Below are 23,804 nucleotides of genomic sequence, written 5' to 3'. Positions count from 1 at the left end.
TATCATAGCACTCAAATGCACAGTACTTTAGCGCCCCGATATCTTAAAAACCAACAATCGCCAACGGAATGAAAAACATAGCAGTAGTAGGAGCAGGCACTATGGGCAATGGCATTGCTCACGTCTTTGCACAGAAGGGATACAGCGTATCGCTCATCGATATCAATGATGCCAGCCTTCAGAAAGGCCTCGCCACCATCGCAAAAAACCTCGATCGCCAGGTAGCTAAAGGCACCATCACTGAAGCTGATAAAGAACAAGCCCTCAAAAACATAACTCCTTTCACCGACTTAAAAGCCGGCGTGGCCAATGCCGACCTCGTAGTGGAGGCAGCTACCGAAAACCTGGATCTAAAACTGCGCATCTTTGCCGACCTCTGTGCCAGTACTCCAGAGCACACCATCTTAGCTTCTAACACTTCTTCAATTTCCATCACACGCATTGCTGCAGCCACTCGAAGGCCTGACCGTGTTATTGGCATGCACTTTATGAATCCCGTGCCTATCATGAAGCTGGTCGAAATCATCCGCGGCTACAGCACCTCCGACGAAACTACCGATAAAATCACCGAACTCTCCAAAGCCCTCGACAAGATACCTGTGCCGTGTAACGACTACCCCGGCTTCGTATCAAACCGCATCCTGATGCCGATGATCAACGAAGCTATCATCGCGCTGCACGAGGGAGTAGCCGGCGTTGAAGAAATCGACTCTATTATGCGCCTTGGAATGGCTCATCCAATGGGTCCACTTCAGTTGGCTGACTTTATCGGCCTCGACGTGTGCTTAGCTATCCTTAGAGTGCTGCACGACGGACTGGGCAATCCTAAGTACGCACCCTGTCCGCTGCTTATCAATATGGTCACTGCCGGCAAACTGGGCGTTAAGAGTGGTGAAGGCTTTTACGACTACTCCGAAGGCCCAAAAGCCACGAAGGTCAGTCGAATGTTTGCCAAGAAATAAAACACTCTGTTTCTTGCTCAAAGCCGTCTCCCGTTGAGGCGGCTTTTTTTATTTCCCGCTAGTTAGCGGAAATTCCATACTTTTTTATTCTTTTTTGGGAGGGTTTACCCAGACACAACAGCGATAGCTGACTTTGTCTGTTGCTATTCGCTCATATTCGCTTTTATCCCTCTCAAAAGGAACAGTCCAAATCGTTTCAGCAGTTCCACGCGCGTACTGGCTCCTCCAGCCTCATTTTCGTCCGTTGAAACTTTCCAATCCGTTGTCAATCAGATTTTTGCCACTTATAGTCACTTTATTTTTCTCAAGGAGACCAAATGCCCGACCTCAAACTACCTTGAGTATTTATCTTTTTAAAGCCTCAGCCATGCACACCCTTCACTCCACAGTGCACCATCACTGACCGCTGTATAGCTTTGTTGCCACTTACTGAGCAAACAGCATGTCAGAGAAAATTTGTGTAGCAGTACTCTACGGCGGATATAGCGCCGAGCGCGAAATCTCCCTCAAAAGCGGAAAAGTCGTCTTCGACCATTTGCCTTCAGATACGTTTGATAAATACCTCGTTGATGTTCGCACTGATGGATTATTCGTCCAAACCCTACAAGGCGAAGTTCCAGCTGTGCTGAGCCCGTTTGGGTTTCGTACAGAGGATGCCGAGTACACTTTCGATGTAGCCTTTATTGCCATTCATGGCACGCCTGGAGAAGACGGCATCGTTCAAGGTATGCTCGATATGCTTCGCGTGCCCTATACCACCGGTGGCGTTTTGCCCATGGCCCTCACTTTCAGCAAAGCCGAGTGCAATGCTTACTTGGCAAAAATGGGCTTCATGGTACCCAAAGGCATTTATACAACTGAAGCTGTCGATCCTCAAAAAGTAGGGGAGGAGCTTGGTTTCCCCGTTTTTGTAAAACCCGCAAAAAGCGGCAGCAGTGTAGGCGTATCAAAAGTGACTACTCCTGATGATTTGCCCAAAGCCATTGAAGTTGCTCGCCAAATCGATAAGCTCATCCTCATCGAGCAGATGGTGAAGGGCATTGAAGTGTCGTGTGGTGTAACGAGCGTTTTTGGTGAAGTCAGAGCATTAGAAATTACCGAAATAGTGCCGGCAGGTGAGTTTTTTGATTACAACGCCAAGTACAGTGGCAAGTCGCAAGAAATCACCCCGGCACGCATACGTCCAGAAGCCGCAGAATACATCAAGCGAACTGTAGAAGAAGTGTACAAATTGCTGAATTTAAGCGGATTGTGTCGGATTGACTTCATCGTGCCCGACAGATCAGATCCAGTTTTAATCGAAATCAACACGGTACCCGGCCTTTCTGAGCAATCCATCTTACCGCGTCAAGCCGCTTATCTCGGTATTGGGCTGCCTGAACTATTTTCAGCCTGTATTTTTAACGCGTTAAAACGCCAAGCCTAATGCAGCGCATAGCCGTTTTTCCGGGGTCGTTTGACCCCATCACTAAGGGGCATTACGACGTCATTTGTCGTGCAGCCGAGCTTTTCGACCACATCATTGTAGCCGTAGGGGTCAATTCCAACAAAACCTACATGTTTTCGCTTGAGCAACGCATGGAGTGGATTCGCAAGACGTTTGAAAAGCGCAGCAACATAAGCGTCGATTCATACGAAGGCCTTACAGTAAACTATTGCAAGAAGGTAAACGCGCGCTTCATCCTTCGCGGCCTTCGCAATCCGGCCGATTTCGAGTTCGAAAAAGCAGTTGCTCAAACTAACCGGAAGTTAATGCCCGAGCTCGATACAGTTTTTTTACTCACCTCCTCAGGGCATTCGTACATCTCGAGTAGCATTGTAAGAGATGTTATTCGCAACGGTGGTGATTACACCCTCTTAGTGCCTGATGCCGTGAGAATTTAAAACCGACCTTTAAAGTTTTATTTTCTTTTCCATTCCAATTCCAAAAAGGGCGAAGTCGTATTTCACCGGGTCGATGGGGTCAAAAGTTCTCAATACCTTGTCCAGCTCTTCCACAGCCCTGCGATCGTTTTGCTTGCGTGTAATGAGCCCCAGAGCTCTTGCGGTAGTTCCGGTGTGTACATCGAGCGGACAGCTCAAAAGAGCCGGCGAGATGCTCCTCCACAATCCGAAGTCCACACCTCCTTTTTCGCTGCGAACCATCCATCGCAGGTACATGTGAATGCGTTTGGCAGCTGAGCCGGTGGAGGGGTCGGCTATGTGCTTTCCACTTCGAGTAGTGGGCTGCAGCTGCAGCATCAACTGGCGAAACCGAGCAATAGCCTCCATTAAGTCCTTTTCGCCCTCTTTTGGTAAAAAAGCCTCTTCAAGGCTGTCGAATCGCTGATAGTACTGGTGCAGTGCTTTAACGAAAAATAGAGCATCTTCCGCATTAAACGTGCGATGCACAAATCGAGAGAGTCTTTTCAGTTCTTTTGGTGAATGATGCATCACAAAGTCATACGGGGCGTCGTCCATCAATTGCATTAAAAAATTAGCACTTTTGATGATGGACTTTCGATTGCCCCAGCTGATGGTGGCTGTGAGCAATCCGGCGATTTCAATGTCGTTTTTCAGCCGAAAGCGATGTGGTACCGAAACAGGATCGTCGGGAATAAATATTTCGCTTTCGTAGTAGTGGGCTTTTTGATCTAAAAATTCCTTGAGAGCCAAAATTTCCATACGCTCGCATCTTCATAATACCGCCGGGAAGTCGCCAACACCCCTTCGCCGGTCGAATTTCAAGTCGCGCAGCATGCCTGCTTTTGCATTGATGGTGATGAAATAGGATTTCTGAAAGCCAACCGGAACCCAACTAAAAGATAAATTCCAGCAATGGAGATTTCGAGTAATATTGATGTTTGTAAAACCGATTTGCTTGCGCACCAGGTCGTAGCCAGAGTTGAAATTGATGTTCCAATTTTGGGTGAGTTCGATGTTGCCGCTAAACATCATAGATTGTACAATGTTCGTTTGTCCAAGAGCTGGATTGGGGCTAATGGCCAAAGCATAGTTAACTGATAGCGACCACTTAGCCATATAGTCCACATAGGTCACCGGACTGTAGTAATTGATGTCACCAGCCGTAACACCTGCCGGGTTGAAGTCGTCCTTTGGCACTGAGCCTGCGGAATTGTCCTTATTGCTTTCCGCCGATTTTCCAAACCAACGGTCGAAGGTGGAGCTGCTGATGCTCGTGCCCAGGTTTAGCGTGGTAGCCTGCTGGCGAAGAAGTCGGCCAGTTTTATCGATTTCGAGCACAGGAATGCGATTGCCGAGCGAATCAAGGGAATAAGGGTCGAAAGAAGTAGTATAGTTGATGTTCAATTTGCCCTTGAAGAGAGAGGTGCGCGCTGTTACATTTACAATGCTCCACTTGTAGTCGGGGGCTGCCATGTTGTAGTTTCCGTCGATTGAAAAACCTTCGATCAGCATTACTTTGGTTTCGCCTGTCGAGTCGCGTTTGCTTTTGAATTTAGCGTCTAAAATGTTGTCGAGCCCAAAGCTCACTAATCCCTGCATACCGAGGCCAGGCGTGCCAAAAACTGCCCCTTGAAAGCGGTTTTGAAATCCGAGCTTTCCGCTGGTGTCCACTTGTACGAGTTGATAAGGATTACCAGCAAATCCTCGCCAGCTGGGCGAAGCGAAGTCGGGCGTATAGCTCAGGCCAAGTCGAGGTGTCATTACATGCCGCAAGGCTTTTAGAGGTCCGTACTTGTAGTTGAAAATTCCATACAGCTTGGTGCTGAACTGTACGGAAGTCGAAAAGTCGTTGAGCATACTAAAACCTCTCAGCGTATCCGTTATCACTGCGCGCTTGAGCGAGTCGCTGTATGCATAAGAGTACGATTGGAAATACCACCTCGAGTTGAAGCTAAAGGAGGGCACCATTGTAATATGCTTCAAAATGCGGTAGTTGCCTGAAAAAGGTATCCGATGACTGATGCCGTTAACGGACCTTTTTAAAAGTTGTTCTAAAGGATTGGCTCCGATCGAATCCAAAATGAATGATACAGAGTTTCTGAAGTTCAGCGAGTAATTAAAGCCTATCTCCTCGTACCAGCGGGGCAGTCTGGTGGCATTTTTCTTTTTGAAGGGCAATACCCGTGTGATGTTGAGAGCCAGTTCTGGCAAGTTTAAGTCCACACGGCCGTTTTGGAGGTTTTGTCGGTGGTTTACACCTATGTTCAGCGAAATGGGTCTGCCTGGAAAGGTTTTTACCAGATTGATGGACGAACCGATGTTGTTGTTCAGTACGTTGTTTTGCTGGAAGGTGCTAGTGCGGTAAAAATTGGTGGTTACGAAGTTGAGGTTGGCTGTAAAATTTAAATCAGGACGAGCCTTGGGGTCTTGAGCGTGCGACCACGTGATTTGAAAGTCGCTTTGATTAATGTACTTGCCAAATTCAGCATAGATAGGCTTACCTACAATCAGTCGATTGAGGGTCATGTTTACATTACCGCTGAATTTATAACGGCGGGCATAGCGGTTGGCCGTGCGCAGCTGAAAACCGCCCATGGTGTAGATATCGGCAGAGATTTGCATGTCCCAGTACGGACTCGCTGCCCAGTAAAAGCCGAGATTCGTTAGGCCATATCCGCGCTCGGCGTTGTTGGTGTAGCCCGGCAGTATAAAACCAGATTTTTGCTTTTGAATGGTCGGGAAAAAACCAAAAGGCACAATCACTGGAGTCGGAATGTCGAGCATTTCGAGAAAAGCCGGTCCTGTAACGATTTGCTTGCCAGGGATCACTTTCGTTTTTTGCGTTACGATGCGGAAGTGGGGATGCTCGTGGCTGCAAGTGGTAAAGGATGCTCTTCGGATGTAAAGCACCTGGTCTTCCATCATCTTCACTTCCTCACCGTGCAGAAACCCTTCGCCTTCTTGAGTGATAACTTTTTTGATTTTAGCCCGCTTGGTGTCGAAGTTATAGCGAATTGTATCGGTGTTATACGACTTGCCGTCTTCGGTAAATACCGGTTTTTGAATCACTCGGCCTGCTGAGTCGCGTATTCCCATAGCTACCAGTTCGTTGGTTTTGAGGTAGATGATGATTTTGCCGGCTTTAAGCGAGATGTTTTCGTATTCCACCCGAGCGTTGTTGTACAGCAAGGCGTAGTTATCGGTGGCTGATATCGATATGGTGTCATCGGCTGTGTATTTCACCACATCGAGCAAGGTTTTTGAAGTTTTGATTACCCGTTTTGAGCCACCAAGTGACGCCGGCACCACCAGCGAATCATTTGACTGTCCACGTGCAGTGGTTCCCATCATCAGAAGGAACAACACACATAGCAGCGTTGAAAAGTTGTGTATATTTTCAGAAATCTGTAAGTTAATAGCTACTAATTTTGGAAAGAGTTCGTGATTAAAACGGGCAAAAGTATTTTGTATTAGGAACGAATTTTGAAAATCTTGGTTAAGATTGGCGCTCTTAAGCTTATGAAAATTCACAAATATTTCAAATTCATTGCAGTAGTAGTCGGTATGGAAATTTTTCTGCCTGGATTTGAAATATTTCATTTGTCCAGCGATGGAACCATCCGCACGGTAGTAATTGATGCCGGCCACGGAGGCTACGATACTGGAAACAAAGGAACAGGAAGAAAACAAAAAAAAGAAAAAGACATTTCCCTCGAAGTTGCACTTTTAGTTGGCAAATACATCCAGGAAAATCTGCCGGGCGTAAAAGTTGTTTACACCCGCGATCGCGATGTGTTTGTACCGCTGTATGAGCGCACCAACATAGCCAATCGTGTCAAGGCCGATCTTTTTATCAGCATCCACTGCGATGCCTACACCTCACCTGTAGCCTTTGGAGCAACGACATTCGTAATGGGGATGAATCACAGCGAAGAGAATATGCGCGTAGCCATTCAGGAAAATTCGGTAATTTTTCTGGAAGACGACTACAAAGTGCGCTACGAAGGCTTTGATCCTACCAAGCCAGAAACATATATTGCCCTTACTTTATACCAAAATGCCCATCTGAATCAAAGCATTGAATTTGGTCAAATGGTTCAGAACCAGTTCAGGGAACGAGCAAAACGCAAAGATCGTGGAGTGCGCCAGCAGCCCTTGTATGTGACCAGTCGTACCAGTATGCCGGCCGTTTTGATCGAATTAGGTTTTTTAACCAATCCAGCAGAAGAGGATTTTCTCAACACCCGCCAGGGGCAGGAGATCATGGCTTCGGCTATTTATCGCGCTGTTAAGGAATACAAAACTACCGTCGAAGCTCGTAGCCGTAAATCTATGCCTCCGGCACCTGCCGGCGATGTAGCTGGTAATATCGAACCCCAAAAAAGGGCAATCCCTGGAGGGGAAAACCAGTCAAACAATATGACTGCATCTACCCGGGAGATGATTGCAGAAAATCCATCAGCAACTCCCCATGCAGAATCCTCAAAAAATCCTTCGGAAGCCCATTTGGCCAATGGAGTACACTTTAGAGTTCAAATCGAGACTTCTTCTACTCAAAAGCCGAAAGACGATAGGCTGTTTCAACTAGAGGAATCGGTAATTGAAGTAAAGGAAGGCAATTTGTACAAATATCAAATTTGCTGCTTCCGAAGCATGAACGAGGCCCTAACCGTACAAAACAAAATGCGTAAAAAAGGTTTTAAAGATGCCTTTGTGGCGCCCTACAATGGAGCACAGCGCATCTCTGTAATCGATGCTGAAAATTTAAGAAAGGGCAATTAACTCCAGCCTTAGTTTAGCGCATACTCAAATAAGATGTCCTGCTTTGCTTTGTAATATTGCACAAAATTTTTAAAAATTGAAGTTTTCAAGAGAATTTAAGGCCGGATCCATTGCACTCATCACCATAGCCTTCCTCTACTGGGGTATCAATTTTTTAAAAGGAAACGACATCTTCGTAACCAAGACAAGTTATTACGCACTTTACGACAACGTTAACGGTTTGGCACGCGCTCAGGCTGTAATCCTAAATGGATATAACGTTGGTCAGGTTGAAAGCATCTCCTTTCTCGATGCTACAGGCAGCAAGCTTATTGTAGAATTCTCCTTACGCGAAAAAATTAAGCTGCCAAAGAATACCATCGCGATGATCTCTACAACCGATTTGCTAAGCGGTAAATCCATTGTGCTAAAGCCGGGCGACTCACCGGAACTTCTCAAAGAAGGTGATACGCTGCAGTCAGCCCTTGACAACGGATTTGCGGAAGAGCTCGTTCAGCTTAAAGACAATTTTGAAAACATAGCTCACAATATCGATTCGCTATTAACTAAGGTTAATCACATCCTCGACGAAAACAATGTGCGCAATCTGAACAGAAGCATCGCTAAAATCAATGAAGTAATCGATCAAAATACCCAACGCATCAGCACTATTGTTAGCAACCTTGAAAAATTAACCCAAACCTTGTCGGCGAATAACTCTGCCCTTAATCGCACGCTCAACAATGCCGCTGCAATTACCGACTCGCTTAAAGCCGAGAATCCCGCGAGATTGGTGGCAAGCTTGCAACAGGCGACCGACGAACTAAACAAATTGCTTGCTGAAATACAGGCTGGTAAAGGAAATTTAGGAAAATTGACACAAGACTCAACCCTATATGATAATCTGCGCATTACCACTGACCAGCTCAACAAATTACTTATTGACCTGAAGTACAATCCAAGAAGGTACATTCATGTGTCAGTATTCGGTAAAAAGTCTAAACCCTACTCTGATGAGGAGGTGCGCGAAAAGTTTAAAAATGAAAAACCATTAAAGCCTTAAACTGTTTTTTCACTAACTTGGAATTGAGAGGATTATGAGTTTCGGTATCAGCAATGTGCTCTTTGCAGCTGCCCTTGTCACAGCCATTTATTTCTTCACTAAAAATGTTCAGAAAATTCGGCGCAATATTTTAATGGCCAGGGATATAGACCGAACAGATCAACCCGAAAAACGCTGGCGTACCATGATGCGTGTAGCGCTGGGGCAGAGCAAAATGGTCATCAATCCTGTGGCGGGCTTTTTTCACATTGTCATCTACGTAGGCTTTCTGCTCATCAATATTGAGGTACTCGAGATACTCTTAGACGGTTTGTTGGGTACACATCGGCTGTTTGCTAAGCCTTTAGGCGGAGTTTACACCTTTGCCATTAACTTTTTTGAGGTGCTTGCTGTGGCAGTAATTATTGCATGTATAGTCTTTCTGTGGAGGCGCAATGTGATGAAAATCGATCGCTTTCAAAAACCAGAACTCAAAGGTTGGCCCTTTAAAGACGCCAATAACATTTTGATCATCGAAATAGTGCTGATGGTAGCCCTGCTGATGATTGGAGCTGCTGAGGCAAATATGGACAATGCCCCGGCGGGTCCTTTCTTGATATCTTCAATGTTGGCACCTATTTTTTCAGGCTGGTCACAAGAGAGCCTTCACCTGGCTGAGCGCGTAGCATGGTGGGCGCACATCCTTGGTATACTTGCCTTTTTAAACTACTTACCCTTTTCGAAGCACTTTCACATCATTCTTTCTTTCCCGAATACATGGTATGCCAAGCTTACACCAAAAGGAAAGTTTCCCATCAATGAGCGCGTGAAGAAGGAAGTAGAGCTTATGCTCGACCCCAACGCCAATCCGTATGCTGCACCTGAAAATGGCCAAACTGCTGAAAACGATAAGTTTGGGGCAAAAGATGTAATGGATCTTACTTGGGTCAATTTACTGAATGCGTACACGTGTACAGAGTGCGGTAGATGTACTGCTGAATGCCCGGCCAATCAGACCGGCAAAAAGCTTTCGCCTCGCAAAATCATGATGGATGTGCGCGACCGCGCCGAAGAAGTTGGCAGAATAATGGATGCCAATGGCGGAAAGTTTGTGGATGATGGCAAAAGTCTGCTTGACGATTACATCACTCGAGAAGAAATTTGGGCTTGTACCAGTTGTAATGCCTGCGTAGAGGCCTGTCCGGTGCTCATCGATCCGCTGGACATCATCATGCAGCTCAGGCAATATGTGGTGATGGAAGAATCAAAGGCCCCGCAAAGCCTGAACATGATGATGACCAATGTAGAAAACAACGGAGCCCCCTGGCAGTTTTCTCAAGCAGACAGAGCCAACTGGATTCATCAATAATCTCCTTGACTCTGTAAACCCATGACACACATTAACACTACTCCCCCGCTTCAGGAAGCCGAAGAAAACGGCAAGAGAATTAGCCCCCAATTGCCACCTGGCGTTAAAAACTTTTTGATCGACATCGATGGCACCATTTGCGAAGATATTCCTAACGAAGAGCCCTGGAGGATGATCGATGCAGAGGTGTATCCTGATGCCTTGAAAATCTGCAATCAATGGTATGATCAAGGACACATCATTACTTTTTTTACCTCTCGTACTGAGGAACATCGGCAAGTGACTGAAGCCTGGCTGCAAAAGCATGGTTTTAAATACCATGGCATTCTCTTCGGAAAGCCACGGGGTGGCAACTATCACTGGATCGATAACCACATCGTGCGCGCTACCCGTTACAAAGGAAAATTTACCGACTTGGTTGAACGAAATCTGACGATTGAGGTTTTTGAAGAGTGATGAAAAGATTTACCAGTTTCACACTATTCACATTTTTCTCTCTGTTTTTGTTCGGATGTAAAAACAAATCCGAAATCATCATCCCCGTACACAAATCTTCTCATGACGTCTTTAAAGATTTCAAAGATTTAAAGCACTGTATCTCACAGACCGGAGATACGTTTGTAGCACGTCATTCAGCTGACACCCTCTTTGTTGCGGGTGAAGCTTCAAGCAATCAGGTTCCTGTTTATCAGGTAATTACACACCTGTTAACGATTACTGATTTGCAATTGCAGATAGAATTTCAGCTAAAAGCAAAGTATGACTCTGTCACGCTATCGAGGCTACACGATGAATTGACTATGAAAATATTTCATCTTGGGGAAGAAAATGAAATGATGTTCAACAACTTACCAAAAGAAATGGTTTGTGTAAAAAATTGTCAATATATAGAATCGCTGAAACTGCTTGGTCAAGAATACACTTCTGTATTGACCATGCGGTCACCTGAAAAGCCCCTTATTTACTATTCATTGCAGAATGGTGGTAAATTTATCGGCTTCAAATGCGGTAATAATCTTCAATACAAGTGGATTGATTAACGAAATTACATGAATCAAGGTATTAAAACAATGGCCGAATGGATGGCCGAGGGAAAAAGTCCCGAAATTCTCTTCTGGGTAGGCTGTGCAGGTTCTTTTGACGACAGAGCAAAACGCATAACCCGAAGCCTGGCTTCTATCTTACAAAAGGCAGGCATCACCTTTGGTATCTTGGGTACGGAGGAGAGTTGTACGGGCGACCCAGCTAAAAGGGCTGGAAACGAATTTCTCTTTCAAATGATGGCCATGCAGAACATTCAGGTGATGAATGCCTATGAGGTGAAAAAAATTGTAACAGCCTGTCCACACTGTTTTAATACCTTGAAAAACGAATATCCCGAGCTGGGTGGAAAGTACGAAGTCGTGCATCACACACAGCTAATCAACGACTTGCTGAAAAACAATAAGCTCAAGATTCAAGGCGGTAGTTTTAAAGGTAAGAAAATCACCTATCACGATCCTTGTTACCTTGGAAGAGCCAATAGCGAGTACGAAGCCCCGCGCGAAATCATCGAAGCACTGGATGCTGATTTAGCTGAAATGAAGCGTAGCCGAGCCAAGGGATTGTGCTGTGGAGCCGGTGGGGCTCAGATGTTTAAAGAGCCAGAAAAAGGCACGAAAGACATTAACATCGAGCGTGCTGAAGAAGCCTTGGCTACAGGAAGTGAAGTGATCGCAGCTGCTTGTCCGTTTTGCAATACAATGCTTACAGATGGCGTAAAACACAAGGAAAAAGAGCAATCCGTTAAAGTACTCGATATAGCTGAGCTCGTGGATCAAAGCGTGTAAAACGTAGCCTGAAAAGTTTAATTGATTTTTACAGCCTTAAAAATGCTATCGGGATAATCGGTAATGATGCCGTGTACGCCCATATTTGCAAGCCTTCTCGCAGTCTCAGCATCGTTTACCGTCCAGGTGATTAGCTTCATGCCTCTTGAATGGGCAAACTTTATCCATGGCATTGAAACGTGGCTGAAGTGCGGGCTGAGCACCTCAGGTGTAAAACCTAATTCTTTATATTTCTCTGCCAAGTCTTCGTCTTCATCGACCAAAAGCACAAGTTTCAAACTGGGATGAGCTCGGTGAAGGTACTGAAGGGTGGGAATGTGAAAGCTTTGAACGGTAGTCTGCTGGATAATGCCATGTCGGTAAATAATGCCGGCTACTAGATCTGCAAAAGCGCGATAGTCTGGGTGAAAAATGCCGTTCCACTCATCTCGTGCCTTTATTTCAATGTTAAAGCCAATTTGTTTACCGAGAAGTTCTGTAACCTTTTTCACAGTGTCAATCACTTCCGAAAGGGAGGGCTTGTAATAACTTTTCTGCTTCTGGAGTGGGAATCGGGGATGGGCGAAAGTGCCGCAACGGGTATTGCGTATCTGTTCGTAAGTAAATTCATAAATGTTATAGGCCTCTTGGGTGCTTTCGTAAATGCGATTACCGTTTGGGTCGAGGCAGATTTCATGGTGAAAGTAAGGTTCATGAGAAAGTAAGATTACCAGATCTTTGGATACCACCACATCCATTTCCAGCACATCCACTCCTTGCTTTATTGCCTCGAGCATTCCATAAATTGAGTTCTCAGGCCAATAGCCTCTGCAGCCGCGATGGCCTTGAATTTCCATTTCTGAATTCTTGCACGCTAAGGGGATAAACAACAAATAAAAAAACAGAATAATGGAAGGGGTTTGTTTCATGGCAAAATGGGCAGTTTTTATTGTGCAATTATGGTGCTAAAGGTGGCAATATGTACAAACAAAAGTGCGTTGGCAGTACCTTGAACGCGTGAGGTGCATGGAGGGTGACGGCGAAGCCGGCAGGGCTGAGCGCAGCGAAGCACCGAGCGAACAGCGAGCCCGGAATGGACCGACCCAGACAAAGGCACCACAGGTGCCTTGTCTGGGGCACGCCCAAAAAAAAACAAAAAATTTTAAAAAATACTTGGAGAGGTTATTTGCGGTACTTGGTCAGTTCGTCCCACATTTCAGGTGTGATCACGTCGAGGAAGTTCATCTCGCCGGCACCTTGGAGCCACTCGCCACCGTCTATTACGACCACTTCGCCATTGATATACGAGGCGTAGTCGCTGACGAGGTAAGCTGCCAAATTGGCTAGTTCTTGATGTTCGCCGGCACGGCGAAGGGGAATTTCGTTGATGACGTTGAGTTTCTGGTCGAGGCCACCGGGGAAGAGTCGCTCCCAGGCTCCCTTGGTAGGGAAAGGTCCGGGGGCAATGGCCACCTGACGGATGCCGTATTTGGCCCATTCTACGGCAAGGCTGCGAGTAAGGGCGAGTACACCGGCCTTGGAGATGGCTGAGGGCACTACATAGCCACTGCCGGTAAAGGCGTATGTGGTTGTAATGTTTAGCATTACGCCTCCTTGTTTGGTATCAATCCACTTTTTGCCAACGGCAAGGGTGGTGTTTTTTGTACCGCGTAGTACGATGTCGATTACCACGTCAAAGGCTTTAGAAGTGAGCCTTTCAGTTGGCGAAATGAAATTTCCGGCGGCATTGTTTACCAACACGTGGAGCGCACCATACGTGTTGACGATCTGATCAGTAAGTGCTTCTACATGTTCGTACTCGCGCACGTCGCAGGCAATGGGTACTACCTTACCTTCGTATCCTAATTCATTTATTTCTAAGGCAGTGGCATCAAGAACCTCTTGCCGGCGACTGGAAATAACTACTGTAGCTCCAAGTTGAGCGAAATATCGGGTCATGGACTTGCCAAGACCTGTGCCTCCACCTGTCACCCAAAAAACTTTTTCGCGGAATACGCCCGCAGGCATCAGTGAGCCTGTATTTGGTTTAGAAAACATAGTGTGTAAATGGTCGGGAATTTTGAAGTAATCTTGCCCGCAAATAACGTTTATGAAGCAATACGGGCTGATAGTAATTTTATTATTTTGTGTTTTTTCTTGTGAAATGAAGAATGAAAAGTCGATAATGACAGCCCCGATAGCCGAAAAAATTCCTAAAATACTTGAAATTCACGGGGATAGAAGGATTGATTACTATTATTGGCTCAATGAACGCGAAAATCCGAAAGTGATTGAATATCTGAAGGCCGAAAATGCTTACACCGAGGCTATTTTCAGCGAGCTTAAGCCATTGAAAGACAAAATATTACAAGAGCTGAAGTCGCGCATTAAAGAAGACGATAGCTCAGTGCCTTACGAAAGCAATGGATACTTCTACTACTATCGCTATGAAGCGGGTAAAGAATATCCGCTCTACTGCCGCAAAAGGGGAAACCTTCAAGCAGAGGAGGAAATAATGCTCGACCAAAACAAACTAGCAGAAGGCAAAAAGTTTCACAGCATCGGAGGGTTGGCTGTAAGCTTTGACAATCAGCTGCTGGCCTACTCAGAAGATACGATCGGACGTAGACAATATGTGATACGTTTTAAAAACCTAAAAACAGGGGAAGTACTGCCACAGTCTATACCTAACACTACAGGGCAAGCGGTGTGGGCAGCCGACAATAAGACCGTTTTTTTCAACATAAAGGATGATGCATTGCGCTCCTTTAAAGTGATGCGTTTTAATCTGGAAACGCAGGCCATTGACGAGGTCTTTCACGAAAAAGATGAAAAATTCAGCTGTTATGTATATCCGTCAGCTTCTAAAAGGTTTATTTTAATTGGCAGCAGCAGCACACTTACTTCTGAAATTCGCTATGTGCCGGCTGATCAGCCTTACGATGCTTTTAAAATCTTTCAACTCAGAGAAACAGGCGTTCGCTATGCTGTGGCAGATGTAGGCGATCGATGGATCATTAAGACCAACACTGACCAGGCAGAGAATTTTAAGCTGATGACTACACTGCTCAATAGAACAGCTCGAGCCAATTGGAAGGATTTGATTTCACATCGCACAGATGTGCTCATCGAAGACTTTATACCTTTTAAAAGCCATTTAGTAGTGGAGGAGAAGTACGGCGGCCAGATTCACCTATCCATCTACGACTACAGCGGGCGCAAGCTCAATGAAGTATCAATGCCCGAGCCTACTTATGCTCTCAATTTGGGAATCAACGAAAATCAGCAGTCGGAGTGGGTGCGCTTCGAATATCAAAGCTTTGTAACACCACCCTCCACGCGCGAATACAATCTTAGAACCGGAGAGACCAGAGTGCTTAAAACAAAGGAAGTACCTGGTTACGACTTCGAACAGTATGAGAGCCGATATATCTATGCTAAGGCTGCCGATGGCGAAGAGGTGCCTATTTCTATTGTTTATCGGAAATCGACCGAACTCGATGGCACGGCTCCCTGTGTGCTCTATGGATATGGAAGTTACGGGTATAGCCTTGAGGCTACTTTCAGCACGTCGAGAATTAGTTTGCTCGACCGTGGATTTGTTTATGCCATTGCCCACGTCAGAGGTGGTCAGGAAAAAGGGAGGAGATGGTATGAAGAAGGAAAATTTTTGAAAAAGAAAAATACCTTCACTGACTTCATAGCATGTGCGGAGCATCTTATCGCTGAAAAATATGCTGACCCAAAAAGGCTGTTTGCCTGGGGAGGCTCTGCCGGAGGTCTTCTGATGGGGGCTGTAGTTAATATGCGTCCGGAGTTGTGGGCAGGCGTCGTTTCTGAAGTGCCCTTTGTAGATGTGGTAACTACCATGCTCGACGAATCGCTGCCACTTACCGTAGGCGAATTTGAGGAATGGGGCAATCCGAAAGACCCTGAGTACTATTACTACATGAAGAGCTACTCGCCATACGATAATATTGATAAGAAGGTTTATCCACCAATGTTGGTCACTACTGGCTTACACGATTCTCAGGTTCAATATTGGGAACCAGCTAAATATGTAGCCAAGCTGAGAGCTACTAAGACAGATAACAATCCGCTTCTACTCTACACCAATATGGACGCCGGTCATGGAGGAGCATCAGGCAGATATTCGTTTCTGGAAGAAGTTGCGATGAAATATGTGTTTCTACTCGATATGGCCCAGTTGGCTGTAAAAGAGCTGTAGAAAAAAAACCCCGACATCTCGTCGGGGTTTTGAGGCAAAAGCCAAAACTATGAAAACTCTACTCCAAGTAAGTTTGGCCAATCATCATGCCAAAGCCAATTTTCAAAAAAAAAACATTGAATATCAATATTTTATGCTTTATAAATTAGTTAAAAATAGTTCAATATTTGGAAAAATATTCCAAAATCTGGAAGCAAAATGGATTGTGCTATTCCTATTGGCGATCGGGTTAAAAGCCCATGCACAGATGGAAGAACTGAAACAACTGGCTAATGCTTTTTATCAGGCTAATGCTGACAAATACGATCGTAAGTTGTACAATCTAGCCTCACGCGATCACGGAAAGATTAGGGAAACTGCCCCTGTCTCCACTTTTGAAATGCTTTTGACTAGAAAAGATAAAAACCCGGAAACCGGTAAAAGATGTAGAATTTACTTAACTATTTACTACTACAGTGATCCAGACGAATGTCGGTCGGCAGCTGAAGTATGGTTTAAAAAGTTTATCAGAAACAGCTCTATTAAGCCCAACCGCAAGTCAAAAATTACGGATCCTGAGGCACAGTATTACATTCTTTTCAACCGCGAATACATACTCATAATGGATATGCCGTGTTATGAATGGGAAAAGGAAGAGTGGAACACCGTGAAAAAGTCGCTTTTAAAAGTTTTTGAAGAATCACAATCGAAAGCTCTCGAAATTGATTGTGGAACAGGTACTGTCATTTGGTCTTTAAATTCTTTTTAAAGAATAACCATGAATATTGATCAATTTTTAAATCCCGTAATACTTTTCTTTTTTTTAGGAGTTTTAGCGCATTTTGTTAAGAGCGACTTTCAGTTGCTTCAGCCCATCACCAAATTTATTTCATACTATCTCTTGATGAGTATTGGGCTAAAAGGTGGATATGAGCTACATGAAAACGCTTTTTCACTGAGTATTGTAACGATACTTTTGGTGTGTGTGGCTGGCTCACTGTTTACGGGATGGTATGTCTTTCACTTTTTTAAAAAGAATTTAGGTATTGAAAATGCTGCCGGTTTGGCAGCCACGTACGGTTCGGTTTCGGCAGTTACGTTTATTACAGCAGTATCATTTTTAGAGCAACAGGGCATTGATTTCGGCGGTTATATGGTAGCAGCGCTGGCCCTCATGGAATTTCCTGCTATAATTCAGGGAATTTTCTTCGTACGCAAAAATCAGCCTGACCAACAGCTGGGTTTTCGCCAATTGGTGTTCGAAACTCTTACGCATGGCCCCGTATTCATTCTTTTGGGCTCGTTTTTAATCGGGCTAATTTCTGACCATGATCTTATGCAAGGCATAAAGCCCTTCACGCAAGACATTTTTAAAGGTATGCTTTGCTTCTTTTTGTTAGACCTCGGCATTGTAGCAGGCCATAGGATGAGCTTTCTCTCCAAACTTGGGAAAAAAGTCATTTTATTTGGCTTGTTTTCACCTTTCATCCATGCAGTACTTTTTATCAGTTTCGCTTATGTAGTGGGGGCAAGCGCAGGTGATGCACTCCTGATGGCGGTTCTCGGGGCCAGTGCATCGTACATAGCTGTGCCAGCGGCTTTTCGCACGGCGGTGCCTGAGGCCGATCCTGGACTGTATGTGCCTCTAGCCCTTGGTATTACATTTCCCGTGAATATTTTGATCGGAATACCTTTGTATCATTCTGTTATTCAACTTCTATGGCATTGAGATCGAGGCTTGAAATAGTAATACCCAAACCGGACTTTCCGAGATTAAAAAAAATTCTGGAGCACCCCGGAATCGAAGGTTATACCGTAATTGACGGTGTAAAAGGTCATGGTCAAAGAGGTGATCGCGATAATTTGGGATTAAGCGATTCATTTACAAATGTTTTGGTAATAGTAGTTTGCGACGGAGCCGTTGTAGAAGGTATTTCGCCAGCGATTAAGCAGCTCATTTCCAGATCAGGCGGCATAGCCAGCGTTTCTACCGTACAAACACTGTAAATATTTTCTTAAAAAACATCTAAGTATTCAATCTATTTTCGGGCAGATTTTAAACATTTTCGAATGTTTAAGGTCTAAACATCGTCATTGCACATCCTAAATCGCATGAGAAACATTCTTGTATATATACTCTTAGCCATTTCAGGTCTTTTACATGCACAAAATGGAATAGTAAGAGGTACAGTAATAGCTTCTTCAGACAAGCAACCCTTACCAGGTGTAAATGTGGTCGCTAGAAAAAAGTCAGATGCCAAGCTGGCGGGTGCTGCAGTGACTGATGCTAAAGGAAAATTTGAAATTTCACTAAAAAAAGGTGTAGAATACCGCATTCAAATATCTTTCATTGGATATCAAACCTATCTGACCGAATTTGTTTTAAACAAAGACACTGTATTTGGTATTATTGCATTAAAATCAGATACAAGTCTGCTTGAAGATGTAATTGTCATTGGCCAGGTAATTCCTATTCAAGTGAAAGGTGATACTACCGAGTATTCGGCAGATGCTTTTAAAGTAAATCCGGATGCCACAGTGGCTGATTTGCTCAAAAAATTGCCTGGGGTTACCATCGAAAACGGACAGATCAAAACACAAGGTCAGGTGATTGACCGCGTATTGGTCGATAAAGAAGAATTTTTTGGAAACGACGCACTTAGCATTGTTCAAAATTTACCGGCTGATATTGCTGATCGCATTCAGATTTACGAAGAGCGCAGTGAGCAAGCTCGATTTTCAGGTTTTGACGATGGACGGGAGAGAAGGGTATTAAATATTGTAACTAAAAAAGAAAAAAGGTTTGGAAATTTTGGTAAGCTGGAAGCAGGATCAGGTACAAATGACCGATTTGCCTTCGGAGGCAACATCAACTTCTTTCGGAACAAAGAACGCATCAGCATCAATGGACAGCATAATAATTTAAATCAACTGAATGTAGGTCAAGAAGATCCACTTGCTAATTCTCAGTTTAGAAGATTCAGACAATTTATGCCCTCCGAGACCCCTGCCGATGGAATCAATATCTTATCAACATTTGGAATAAACTACCAAAACGCGGGAACAAAATGGAAACTCACTACGGGGTATAACTTTCGAAATAATGTAAATAATCTGGAAACCAAACGAGTACGAGAAACATTTTTAAACGAAACCTCAAGTCAGTTTGCCGATGAAAATCGAATTGCTCAGACTACTACCCAAAGTCATCGCATCAACGGACGCTTTGAGTATAATTTTGATACTTTGCATTCGATCGTTTTTGTTCCTTCTGTCAGCTACAATATTTCGGATCGTTTAGATACAACATCTACAAAAACTACCATCGGAAAAACTCAGAATCTAAACGAAGGTTTCAACCTGCTAAACAACAGCTCTGAAACTTGGGCAGTACAGACTCAGCTGATTTTTAGAAAGCGCTTCTTAAAGCCAGGAAGAACCTTTTCAGCAGACCTGAACTACAATCAATCTAATACTACTACCCTAAACCTGCTTTTAGCAGAAAACATTTTTTACATCGGAAATGTAGATACCACCTTCCGCGACCAAAAGCAAGACCGACTAAACGATGCTCTGAATACCAATATCCGCTTTTCGTTTACCGAACCTATAGGTAAATTACACTCAATCGAATTCAACTATGCTCCTGAATACAGAATTACTCGATCTAATCAGTACACAGCTGCTCTTACAGCCTTTGGGCAAACCGTTTATGTGCCTGACACTGCGCTGAGCAATGAATTTGATAACTTCATTCACACTCAGCGAGCAGGAGCAAAACACCAATTTCGCACAACGGATGAAAAATTTACATTGACCACAGGTGTTGATTTTGCTTATACTAGGCTTTACAGCGAGCAGTTATTCCCCGACTTTAGGCAAGTGGATAAGCCTTTTTACAATGTTTTTCCCTCAATCTTTTTTAGATACAGAGTAGGACCGCGACAAAATTTCAGAATCAATTACACTACGTCAAACAATCTACCCTCAGTTAGCCAGCTTCAAAATGTAATTGACAATTCCAACCCATTGATTTTAACTACCGGTAACCCTAATCTCGGTCAAGAGTATACGCACAACATTCGCATTGCTTACGGATTCTTTAACTTCAGCGGGAGGGGCGGTTTTATGAGTCTTTCATACGGATTGACAAACAATCCAATTGCCAACATTTCAAAAATTCTTCTTCAAGACTCCATTTTACCTGATGGCACAGTAATTAAAAGAGGCACACAAGTCATCGTACCTGAAAATTTAAATACACGCACGAATGCCAATTTCTTTGGTGCCTTTAATATGCCCATTCAAAAGCTCAGAATAAATTTAAATGTGAATGGTGCTTTGGGATGGCTGCAGAACCCGTCCAGAATTAATGGTATTGACAATCGGGTAGACAATTATTCTACAAACGGTGGGTTGGGTATAAGCAGTAATCTCGGCGAACGTGTAGATTTTAATCTTCGAACCAATCTGACCTACTTTATTGTGAACAACAAACTTCAGCCTGAGCTCAACAATAACTATTGGCTGAATCTGAATACAGCCTCAGCTACCATACTGCCATGGAAGGGACTAGTGCTGAATGCAGAAGTGACTCAAACAAGATACATAGGCCTGTCAGATGCGATTAATCCGAATTTTATTCGCTTAAATGGATACATTGGATATAAGTTTTTGAAAAACAAAGCCGGGGAATTTCGATTGTCGGTGTACGACTTGCTCAATCAAAACACCAGCATCAATCGAACCGTTACTGAGCTTTATGTAGAAGATACGCAATCGCTCGTACTAAATCGCTTTTACTTAATTTCGTTTTTATACCAGTTTCGAAATTATCGCGGTAACCGCGCTCCCAGAGAAGAAAGCCCAATGATGGGGCCACCAAGGTAAAAGGAGCTGATTTTTTTCACCTCTTTTAGTGGTAGCAAAATCTATCTTTGCGCCATATGAGTTCTAAAGTTTTGCTGTGCATCCTCGATGGTTGGGGTATAGCTTCGAATCCAGAAGTTTCGGCTGTCGACAAGGCGCACACGCCTTTTATCGATAGTTTATACAAGCGTTTTCCACATGCTACGCTTCGTACATCGGGGCTCGATGTGGGACTGCCAGATGGCCAAATGGGGAACAGCGAAGTGGGCCACATGAATTTAGGAGCCGGGCGAATTGTGTATCAAGACCTCGTTAAAATTTCACTGGCCATTGAAGACGGTTCGTTAGCCAAAAATCCCATCTTAAACAAAGCATTTGAATATTTAAGAAGTAAACCGGATAAAAAGCTTCATTTCATCGGTCTGGTAAGCGATGGTGGTGTACACTCACATATCGATCATTTAATTGGTCTTCTGGAAATAACTTCGCAAGCTGGGGTTAAAAATGTAGCCGTTCATGCCTTTACTGACGGTCGAGATACAGACCCAAAGTCGGGCGTGGGTTACATAATGAGACTTTTAGAAGTCTTGCATAAAACTGGTGGTAAGCTGGCAAGCATTACAGGCCGCTACTATGCTATGGATCGCGATAAGCGCTGGGAGAGAATAAAGCTAGCTTACGATGCTCTGGTAAATGGCCTAGGTGAGTATACCGATGATCCCATCAAGGCCATTAAGGCACAGTATGAAGCAGAGGTTACAGACGAGTTCCTGAAGCCAATCGTCGTGGCACCATCAGCTGCTGAAGCCATTCGCATACAGCCGGGCGATTTAGTCATCAATTTCAACTTCCGCACCGATCGCGGCAGGCAGATTACTACCGTGCTCACCCAAAAGGATTTTCCTGAGTACGGCATGCATACTCTACCCCTTCGTTACATCACTCTTACGCGCTACGACGACACCTATCGAGGTGTAGAGGTACTTTTTGAAAAAGACAATCTTACAATGACGCTCGGCGAAGTGCTCGAAAAGCACGGAAAAAGTCAGATCCGCATCGCCGAGACGGAGAAATATCCTCATGTAACTTTTTTCTTCTCAGGTGGAAGAGAAGAACCCTTTAAGGGAGAAAGACGCATTTTGATACCTTCGCCAAAAGTGGCCACCTACGACCTAAAGCCGGAAATGAGCGCTTATGAAGTAGCTGAGGCCATCTTGCCGGAAATCGAGAGCAAATCTACCGATTTTATTTGCTTAAACTTTGCCAATCCGGATATGGTGGGCCACACTGGCGTGATGGAAGCTGCCATAAAAGCCTGTGAAGCCGTAGATGAGTGCACGAGAAGAGTCGTAGTAAAGGCACTGGATAACGGCTACACGTGTATCGTCTTAGCTGATCACGGCAATGCAGAATACATGATCAATGAAGATGGCTCTCCAAATACGGCTCACACCACTAATCCGGTACCTGTTTTTTTGTGCGAACCGAAGCAGCGCCATGTAATCGTAGATGGCAAGCTGGGCGATATTGCTCCCACGATTTTAACTTTAATGGGGCTACCCATTCCTGAGGAAATGACTGGTGATGTTTTGGTTAAAGAAATAATCTGAGTAAATTGATTAAAAAGAGTTCTAAAATCATTGCCATCGACTTCGACGGCACCATCGTAGAGGATAAATATCCCGAGATAGGTAAGCCATTGATTTTTGCTTTCGAAACACTTAAAAAACTACAGGCCGACGGGCATCGGCTTATTCTGTGGACGTATCGTACTGGAAGCCGATTAGAAGAAGCTGTAGAATTTTGCCGAAAGCACGGTGTTGAGTTTTATGCAGTGAACAAATCGTATCCAGAGGAAAAATTTGACGAAAGAGAAACATCTCGGAAAATACATGCTGACCTCTTTATAGATGATAGAAATTTCGGTGGATTTCCCGGCTGGGGAGTTATCTATCAGCAACTCTACGGCCCGTCTGAAGACATAGAGGAAATTCTCAGAAAAAACAGGTCGAAAAGATCGTTTCTCAGCAAATTATTTAAAAGATAAGGAAAAATTATCGGATGATTTATCTCAAATCAGCAGAAGAAATAGAGCTGATCCGTCAAGCTGCTTTGCTTGTAAGTAAAACGTTGGGAATGCTTGCAAAAGAGGTAGTACCAGGTGCTGTACCTCTGCAACTCGATAAAAAAGCAGAAGAATTTATACGTGATCACGGCGGGGTGCCTGCATTTTTAGGTCTTTACAATTTCCCCAATACCCTCTGTATTTCCATCAATGAGGTAGTAGTACATGGCATACCAGGTACAAAGCCTCTAAAAGAAGGTGATATTGTTTCGATTGATTGCGGAGTGAAGCTCAATGGCTACATGGGTGATCACGCTTACACTTTTATGGTGGGTGAGGTATCACCTGAAGTAAAAAAATTGTTAAAAATCACCCTTGAAAGTCTATATCTCGGCATCGATCAGTGCAAAGCAGGCAATCGAATCGGTGATATTGGATATGCCATTCAAACGCACACAGAGGCTCACGGATATGGAGTTGTACGTGAGCTTGTAGGGCATGGACTGGGGCGCCAGTTGCACGAAGAACCTCAGGTGCCCAACTACGGCAAGCGCGGCAAAGGCAAAAAAATTGAAGATGGCCTCGTCATTGCCATTGAACCCATGATCAACCTCGGAACGCATCGTGTGCGCCAGCTCAAGGATGGGTGGAGCATCGTAACAGCTGATGGAAAACCCTCAGCTCACTTTGAGCACAACGTAGCTGTGTTGAACGGAAAGCCTGAAATTCTTTCAACTTTTAATTTTATATATGAGGCACTTGGCGGTAATCCACTTGAATACTTTGTCTATTAACATTGTGCTTGCATAAAAAATT

The 23,804-nt window shown here is 44.3% G+C and carries 21 protein-coding genes; 17 read left to right on the top strand and 4 right to left on the bottom strand.

The window, feature by feature from the left end; genetic code table 11:
- Positions 1–68 precede the first annotated feature (68 nt).
- From EIP89_RS08400 to coaD, 3 genes are all read left to right on the top strand, one after another.
- Entirely contained in the window at positions 69–962 is an 894-nt protein-coding gene (locus EIP89_RS08400) for a 3-hydroxyacyl-CoA dehydrogenase family protein (RefSeq protein ID WP_124398234.1), read from the top strand.
- Positions 963–1,404: 442 nt separating this feature from the next.
- On the top strand, positions 1,405–2,388 hold the full coding sequence (locus EIP89_RS08395) for a D-alanine--D-alanine ligase family protein (RefSeq protein ID WP_124398233.1): 984 nt from the start codon (positions 1,405–1,407) through the stop codon (positions 2,386–2,388).
- Complete coding sequence (coaD, locus tag EIP89_RS08390; RefSeq protein WP_124398232.1) at positions 2,388–2,846, top strand: pantetheine-phosphate adenylyltransferase; 459 nt, start codon at positions 2,388–2,390, stop codon at positions 2,844–2,846. Before EIP89_RS08395 ends, coaD begins: the two co-directional genes overlap by 1 nt.
- 9 nt (positions 2,847–2,855) lie before the next feature.
- On the opposite strand, the gene EIP89_RS08385 is transcribed toward coaD, so the two are convergent.
- On the bottom strand, positions 2,856–3,626 hold the full coding sequence (locus EIP89_RS08385; protein ID WP_124398231.1) for a TIGR02757 family protein: 771 nt from the start codon (positions 3,624–3,626) through the stop codon (positions 2,856–2,858).
- A gap of 12 nt (positions 3,627–3,638) precedes the next feature.
- Positions 3,639–6,398, bottom strand: coding sequence for a putative LPS assembly protein LptD (locus EIP89_RS08380; protein WP_124398230.1), 2,760 nt, complete (start codon positions 6,396–6,398; stop codon positions 3,639–3,641).
- On the opposite strand from EIP89_RS08380, the gene EIP89_RS08375 reads away from it, so the two are divergent.
- The 6 genes from EIP89_RS08375 (at position 6,387) to EIP89_RS08350 (ending at position 11,868) form a co-directional block, all read left to right on the top strand.
- Positions 6,387–7,649, top strand: a complete 1,263-nt coding sequence (locus EIP89_RS08375) for an N-acetylmuramoyl-L-alanine amidase family protein (protein ID WP_124398229.1) — start codon at positions 6,387–6,389, stop codon at positions 7,647–7,649. The genes EIP89_RS08380 and EIP89_RS08375 overlap by 12 nt on opposite strands.
- A 76-nt stretch (positions 7,650–7,725) precedes the next feature.
- Positions 7,726–8,691 (top strand): MlaD family protein, encoded by a 966-nt coding sequence (locus tag EIP89_RS08370; RefSeq protein ID WP_124398228.1) that lies wholly within the window; start codon positions 7,726–7,728, stop codon positions 8,689–8,691.
- A 34-nt stretch (positions 8,692–8,725) separates the two neighbouring features.
- Positions 8,726–10,039, top strand: coding sequence for a 4Fe-4S dicluster domain-containing protein (locus tag EIP89_RS08365; protein WP_124398227.1), 1,314 nt, complete (start codon positions 8,726–8,728; stop codon positions 10,037–10,039).
- A 21-nt stretch (positions 10,040–10,060) separates the two neighbouring features.
- Positions 10,061–10,495 carry an LNS2 domain-containing protein gene (locus EIP89_RS08360; RefSeq protein ID WP_124398226.1) on the top strand — a complete coding sequence of 145 codons (435 nt, stop codon included), beginning with the start codon at positions 10,061–10,063 and terminating at the stop codon, positions 10,493–10,495.
- The gene (locus EIP89_RS08355) at positions 10,495–11,079 is read left to right on the top strand and encodes a hypothetical protein (protein WP_124398225.1); all 585 of its coding nucleotides are present in this window, start codon (positions 10,495–10,497) and stop codon (positions 11,077–11,079) included. Before EIP89_RS08360 ends, EIP89_RS08355 begins: the two co-directional genes overlap by 1 nt.
- Before the next feature lie 9 nt (positions 11,080–11,088).
- Positions 11,089–11,868: a (Fe-S)-binding protein gene (locus tag EIP89_RS08350; protein WP_124398224.1), complete on the top strand. Its 780-nt coding sequence runs from the start codon at positions 11,089–11,091 to the stop codon at positions 11,866–11,868.
- A 17-nt stretch (positions 11,869–11,885) separates the two neighbouring features.
- On the opposite strand, the gene EIP89_RS08345 is transcribed toward EIP89_RS08350, so the two are convergent.
- Positions 11,886–12,776 (bottom strand): glycerophosphodiester phosphodiesterase family protein, encoded by an 891-nt coding sequence (locus tag EIP89_RS08345; protein WP_124398223.1) that lies wholly within the window; start codon positions 12,774–12,776, stop codon positions 11,886–11,888.
- A gap of 253 nt (positions 12,777–13,029) precedes the next feature.
- The gene (locus EIP89_RS08340; protein ID WP_245966130.1) at positions 13,030–13,905 is read right to left on the bottom strand and encodes an SDR family oxidoreductase; all 876 of its coding nucleotides are present in this window, start codon (positions 13,903–13,905) and stop codon (positions 13,030–13,032) included.
- A 127-nt stretch (positions 13,906–14,032) separates the two neighbouring features.
- Between EIP89_RS08340 and EIP89_RS08335 the strand changes: the two genes are divergently transcribed.
- The 8 genes from EIP89_RS08335 to map all read left to right on the top strand — a co-directional run bounded on the left by EIP89_RS08335 (position 14,033) and on the right by map (position 23,782).
- Positions 14,033–16,075: a S9 family peptidase gene (locus EIP89_RS08335; RefSeq protein WP_245966129.1), complete on the top strand. Its 2,043-nt coding sequence runs from the start codon at positions 14,033–14,035 to the stop codon at positions 16,073–16,075.
- A 49-nt stretch (positions 16,076–16,124) separates the two neighbouring features.
- Entirely contained in the window at positions 16,125–16,823 is a 699-nt protein-coding gene (locus EIP89_RS08330; RefSeq protein WP_124398220.1) for a hypothetical protein, read from the top strand.
- A 9-nt stretch (positions 16,824–16,832) separates the two neighbouring features.
- Positions 16,833–17,783, top strand: a complete 951-nt coding sequence (locus tag EIP89_RS08325; protein WP_124398219.1) for a sodium-dependent bicarbonate transport family permease — start codon at positions 16,833–16,835, stop codon at positions 17,781–17,783.
- Complete coding sequence (locus EIP89_RS08320; RefSeq protein ID WP_124398218.1) at positions 17,774–18,061, top strand: P-II family nitrogen regulator; 288 nt, start codon at positions 17,774–17,776, stop codon at positions 18,059–18,061. The genes EIP89_RS08325 and EIP89_RS08320 overlap by 10 nt, the downstream gene beginning before the upstream one ends.
- Positions 18,062–18,166: 105 nt before the next feature.
- A complete protein-coding gene (locus EIP89_RS08315; RefSeq protein ID WP_124398217.1) occupies positions 18,167–20,944 on the top strand; it encodes a TonB-dependent receptor in 2,778 nt (925 codons plus the stop codon).
- Between the two features lie 56 nt (positions 20,945–21,000).
- Positions 21,001–22,533, top strand: a complete 1,533-nt coding sequence (gpmI, locus tag EIP89_RS08310) for a 2,3-bisphosphoglycerate-independent phosphoglycerate mutase (RefSeq protein WP_124398216.1) — start codon at positions 21,001–21,003, stop codon at positions 22,531–22,533.
- A gap of 5 nt (positions 22,534–22,538) precedes the next feature.
- A complete protein-coding gene (locus EIP89_RS08305; protein WP_124398215.1) occupies positions 22,539–22,970 on the top strand; it encodes a BT0820 family HAD-type phosphatase in 432 nt (143 codons plus the stop codon).
- Positions 22,971–22,984: 14 nt separating this feature from the next.
- Complete coding sequence (map, locus tag EIP89_RS08300; RefSeq protein WP_124398214.1) at positions 22,985–23,782, top strand: type I methionyl aminopeptidase; 798 nt, start codon at positions 22,985–22,987, stop codon at positions 23,780–23,782.
- Positions 23,783–23,804: the final 22 nt, after the last annotated feature.

This window comes from Thermaurantimonas aggregans (genome assembly GCF_003851885.1).
Lineage (GTDB): Bacteria > Bacteroidota > Bacteroidia > Flavobacteriales > Schleiferiaceae > Thermaurantimonas > Thermaurantimonas aggregans.
Note: the sequence above shows the minus strand (reverse complement) of the source record. Positions and strands in the feature narration are given on the sequence as shown.

Excerpts from the sequence above, each read along its gene's own strand:
- EIP89_RS08400 (WP_124398234.1), top strand. The coding sequence starts at position 69 with ATGAAAAACATAGCAGTAGTAGGAGCAGGCACTATGGGCAATGGCATT.
- EIP89_RS08355 (WP_124398225.1), top strand. The coding sequence starts at position 10,495 with ATGAAAAGATTTACCAGTTTCACACTATTCACATTTTTCTCTCTGTTT.
- EIP89_RS08335 (WP_245966129.1), top strand. The coding sequence starts at position 14,033 with ATGACAGCCCCGATAGCCGAAAAAATTCCTAAAATACTTGAAATTCAC.
- EIP89_RS08375 (WP_124398229.1), top strand. The coding sequence starts at position 6,387 with ATGAAAATTCACAAATATTTCAAATTCATTGCAGTAGTAGTCGGTATG.
- EIP89_RS08365 (WP_124398227.1), top strand. The coding sequence starts at position 8,726 with ATGAGTTTCGGTATCAGCAATGTGCTCTTTGCAGCTGCCCTTGTCACA.
- EIP89_RS08315 (WP_124398217.1), top strand. The coding sequence starts at position 18,167 with ATGAGAAACATTCTTGTATATATACTCTTAGCCATTTCAGGTCTTTTA.
- EIP89_RS08345 (WP_124398223.1), bottom strand. The coding sequence starts at position 12,776 with ATGAAACAAACCCCTTCCATTATTCTGTTTTTTTATTTGTTGTTTATC.
- EIP89_RS08320 (WP_124398218.1), top strand. The coding sequence starts at position 17,774 with ATGGCATTGAGATCGAGGCTTGAAATAGTAATACCCAAACCGGACTTT.
- EIP89_RS08325 (WP_124398219.1), top strand. The coding sequence starts at position 16,833 with ATGAATATTGATCAATTTTTAAATCCCGTAATACTTTTCTTTTTTTTA.
- EIP89_RS08330 (WP_124398220.1), top strand. The coding sequence starts at position 16,125 with ATGAAAACTCTACTCCAAGTAAGTTTGGCCAATCATCATGCCAAAGCC.
- EIP89_RS08395 (WP_124398233.1), top strand. The coding sequence starts at position 1,405 with ATGTCAGAGAAAATTTGTGTAGCAGTACTCTACGGCGGATATAGCGCC.
- map (WP_124398214.1), top strand. The coding sequence starts at position 22,985 with ATGATTTATCTCAAATCAGCAGAAGAAATAGAGCTGATCCGTCAAGCT.
- EIP89_RS08350 (WP_124398224.1), top strand. The coding sequence starts at position 11,089 with ATGAATCAAGGTATTAAAACAATGGCCGAATGGATGGCCGAGGGAAAA.
- gpmI (WP_124398216.1), top strand. The coding sequence starts at position 21,001 with ATGAGTTCTAAAGTTTTGCTGTGCATCCTCGATGGTTGGGGTATAGCT.
- coaD (WP_124398232.1), top strand. The coding sequence starts at position 2,388 with ATGCAGCGCATAGCCGTTTTTCCGGGGTCGTTTGACCCCATCACTAAG.
- EIP89_RS08360 (WP_124398226.1), top strand. The coding sequence starts at position 10,061 with ATGACACACATTAACACTACTCCCCCGCTTCAGGAAGCCGAAGAAAAC.
- EIP89_RS08340 (WP_245966130.1), bottom strand. The coding sequence starts at position 13,905 with ATGTTTTCTAAACCAAATACAGGCTCACTGATGCCTGCGGGCGTATTC.
- EIP89_RS08385 (WP_124398231.1), bottom strand. The coding sequence starts at position 3,626 with ATGGAAATTTTGGCTCTCAAGGAATTTTTAGATCAAAAAGCCCACTAC.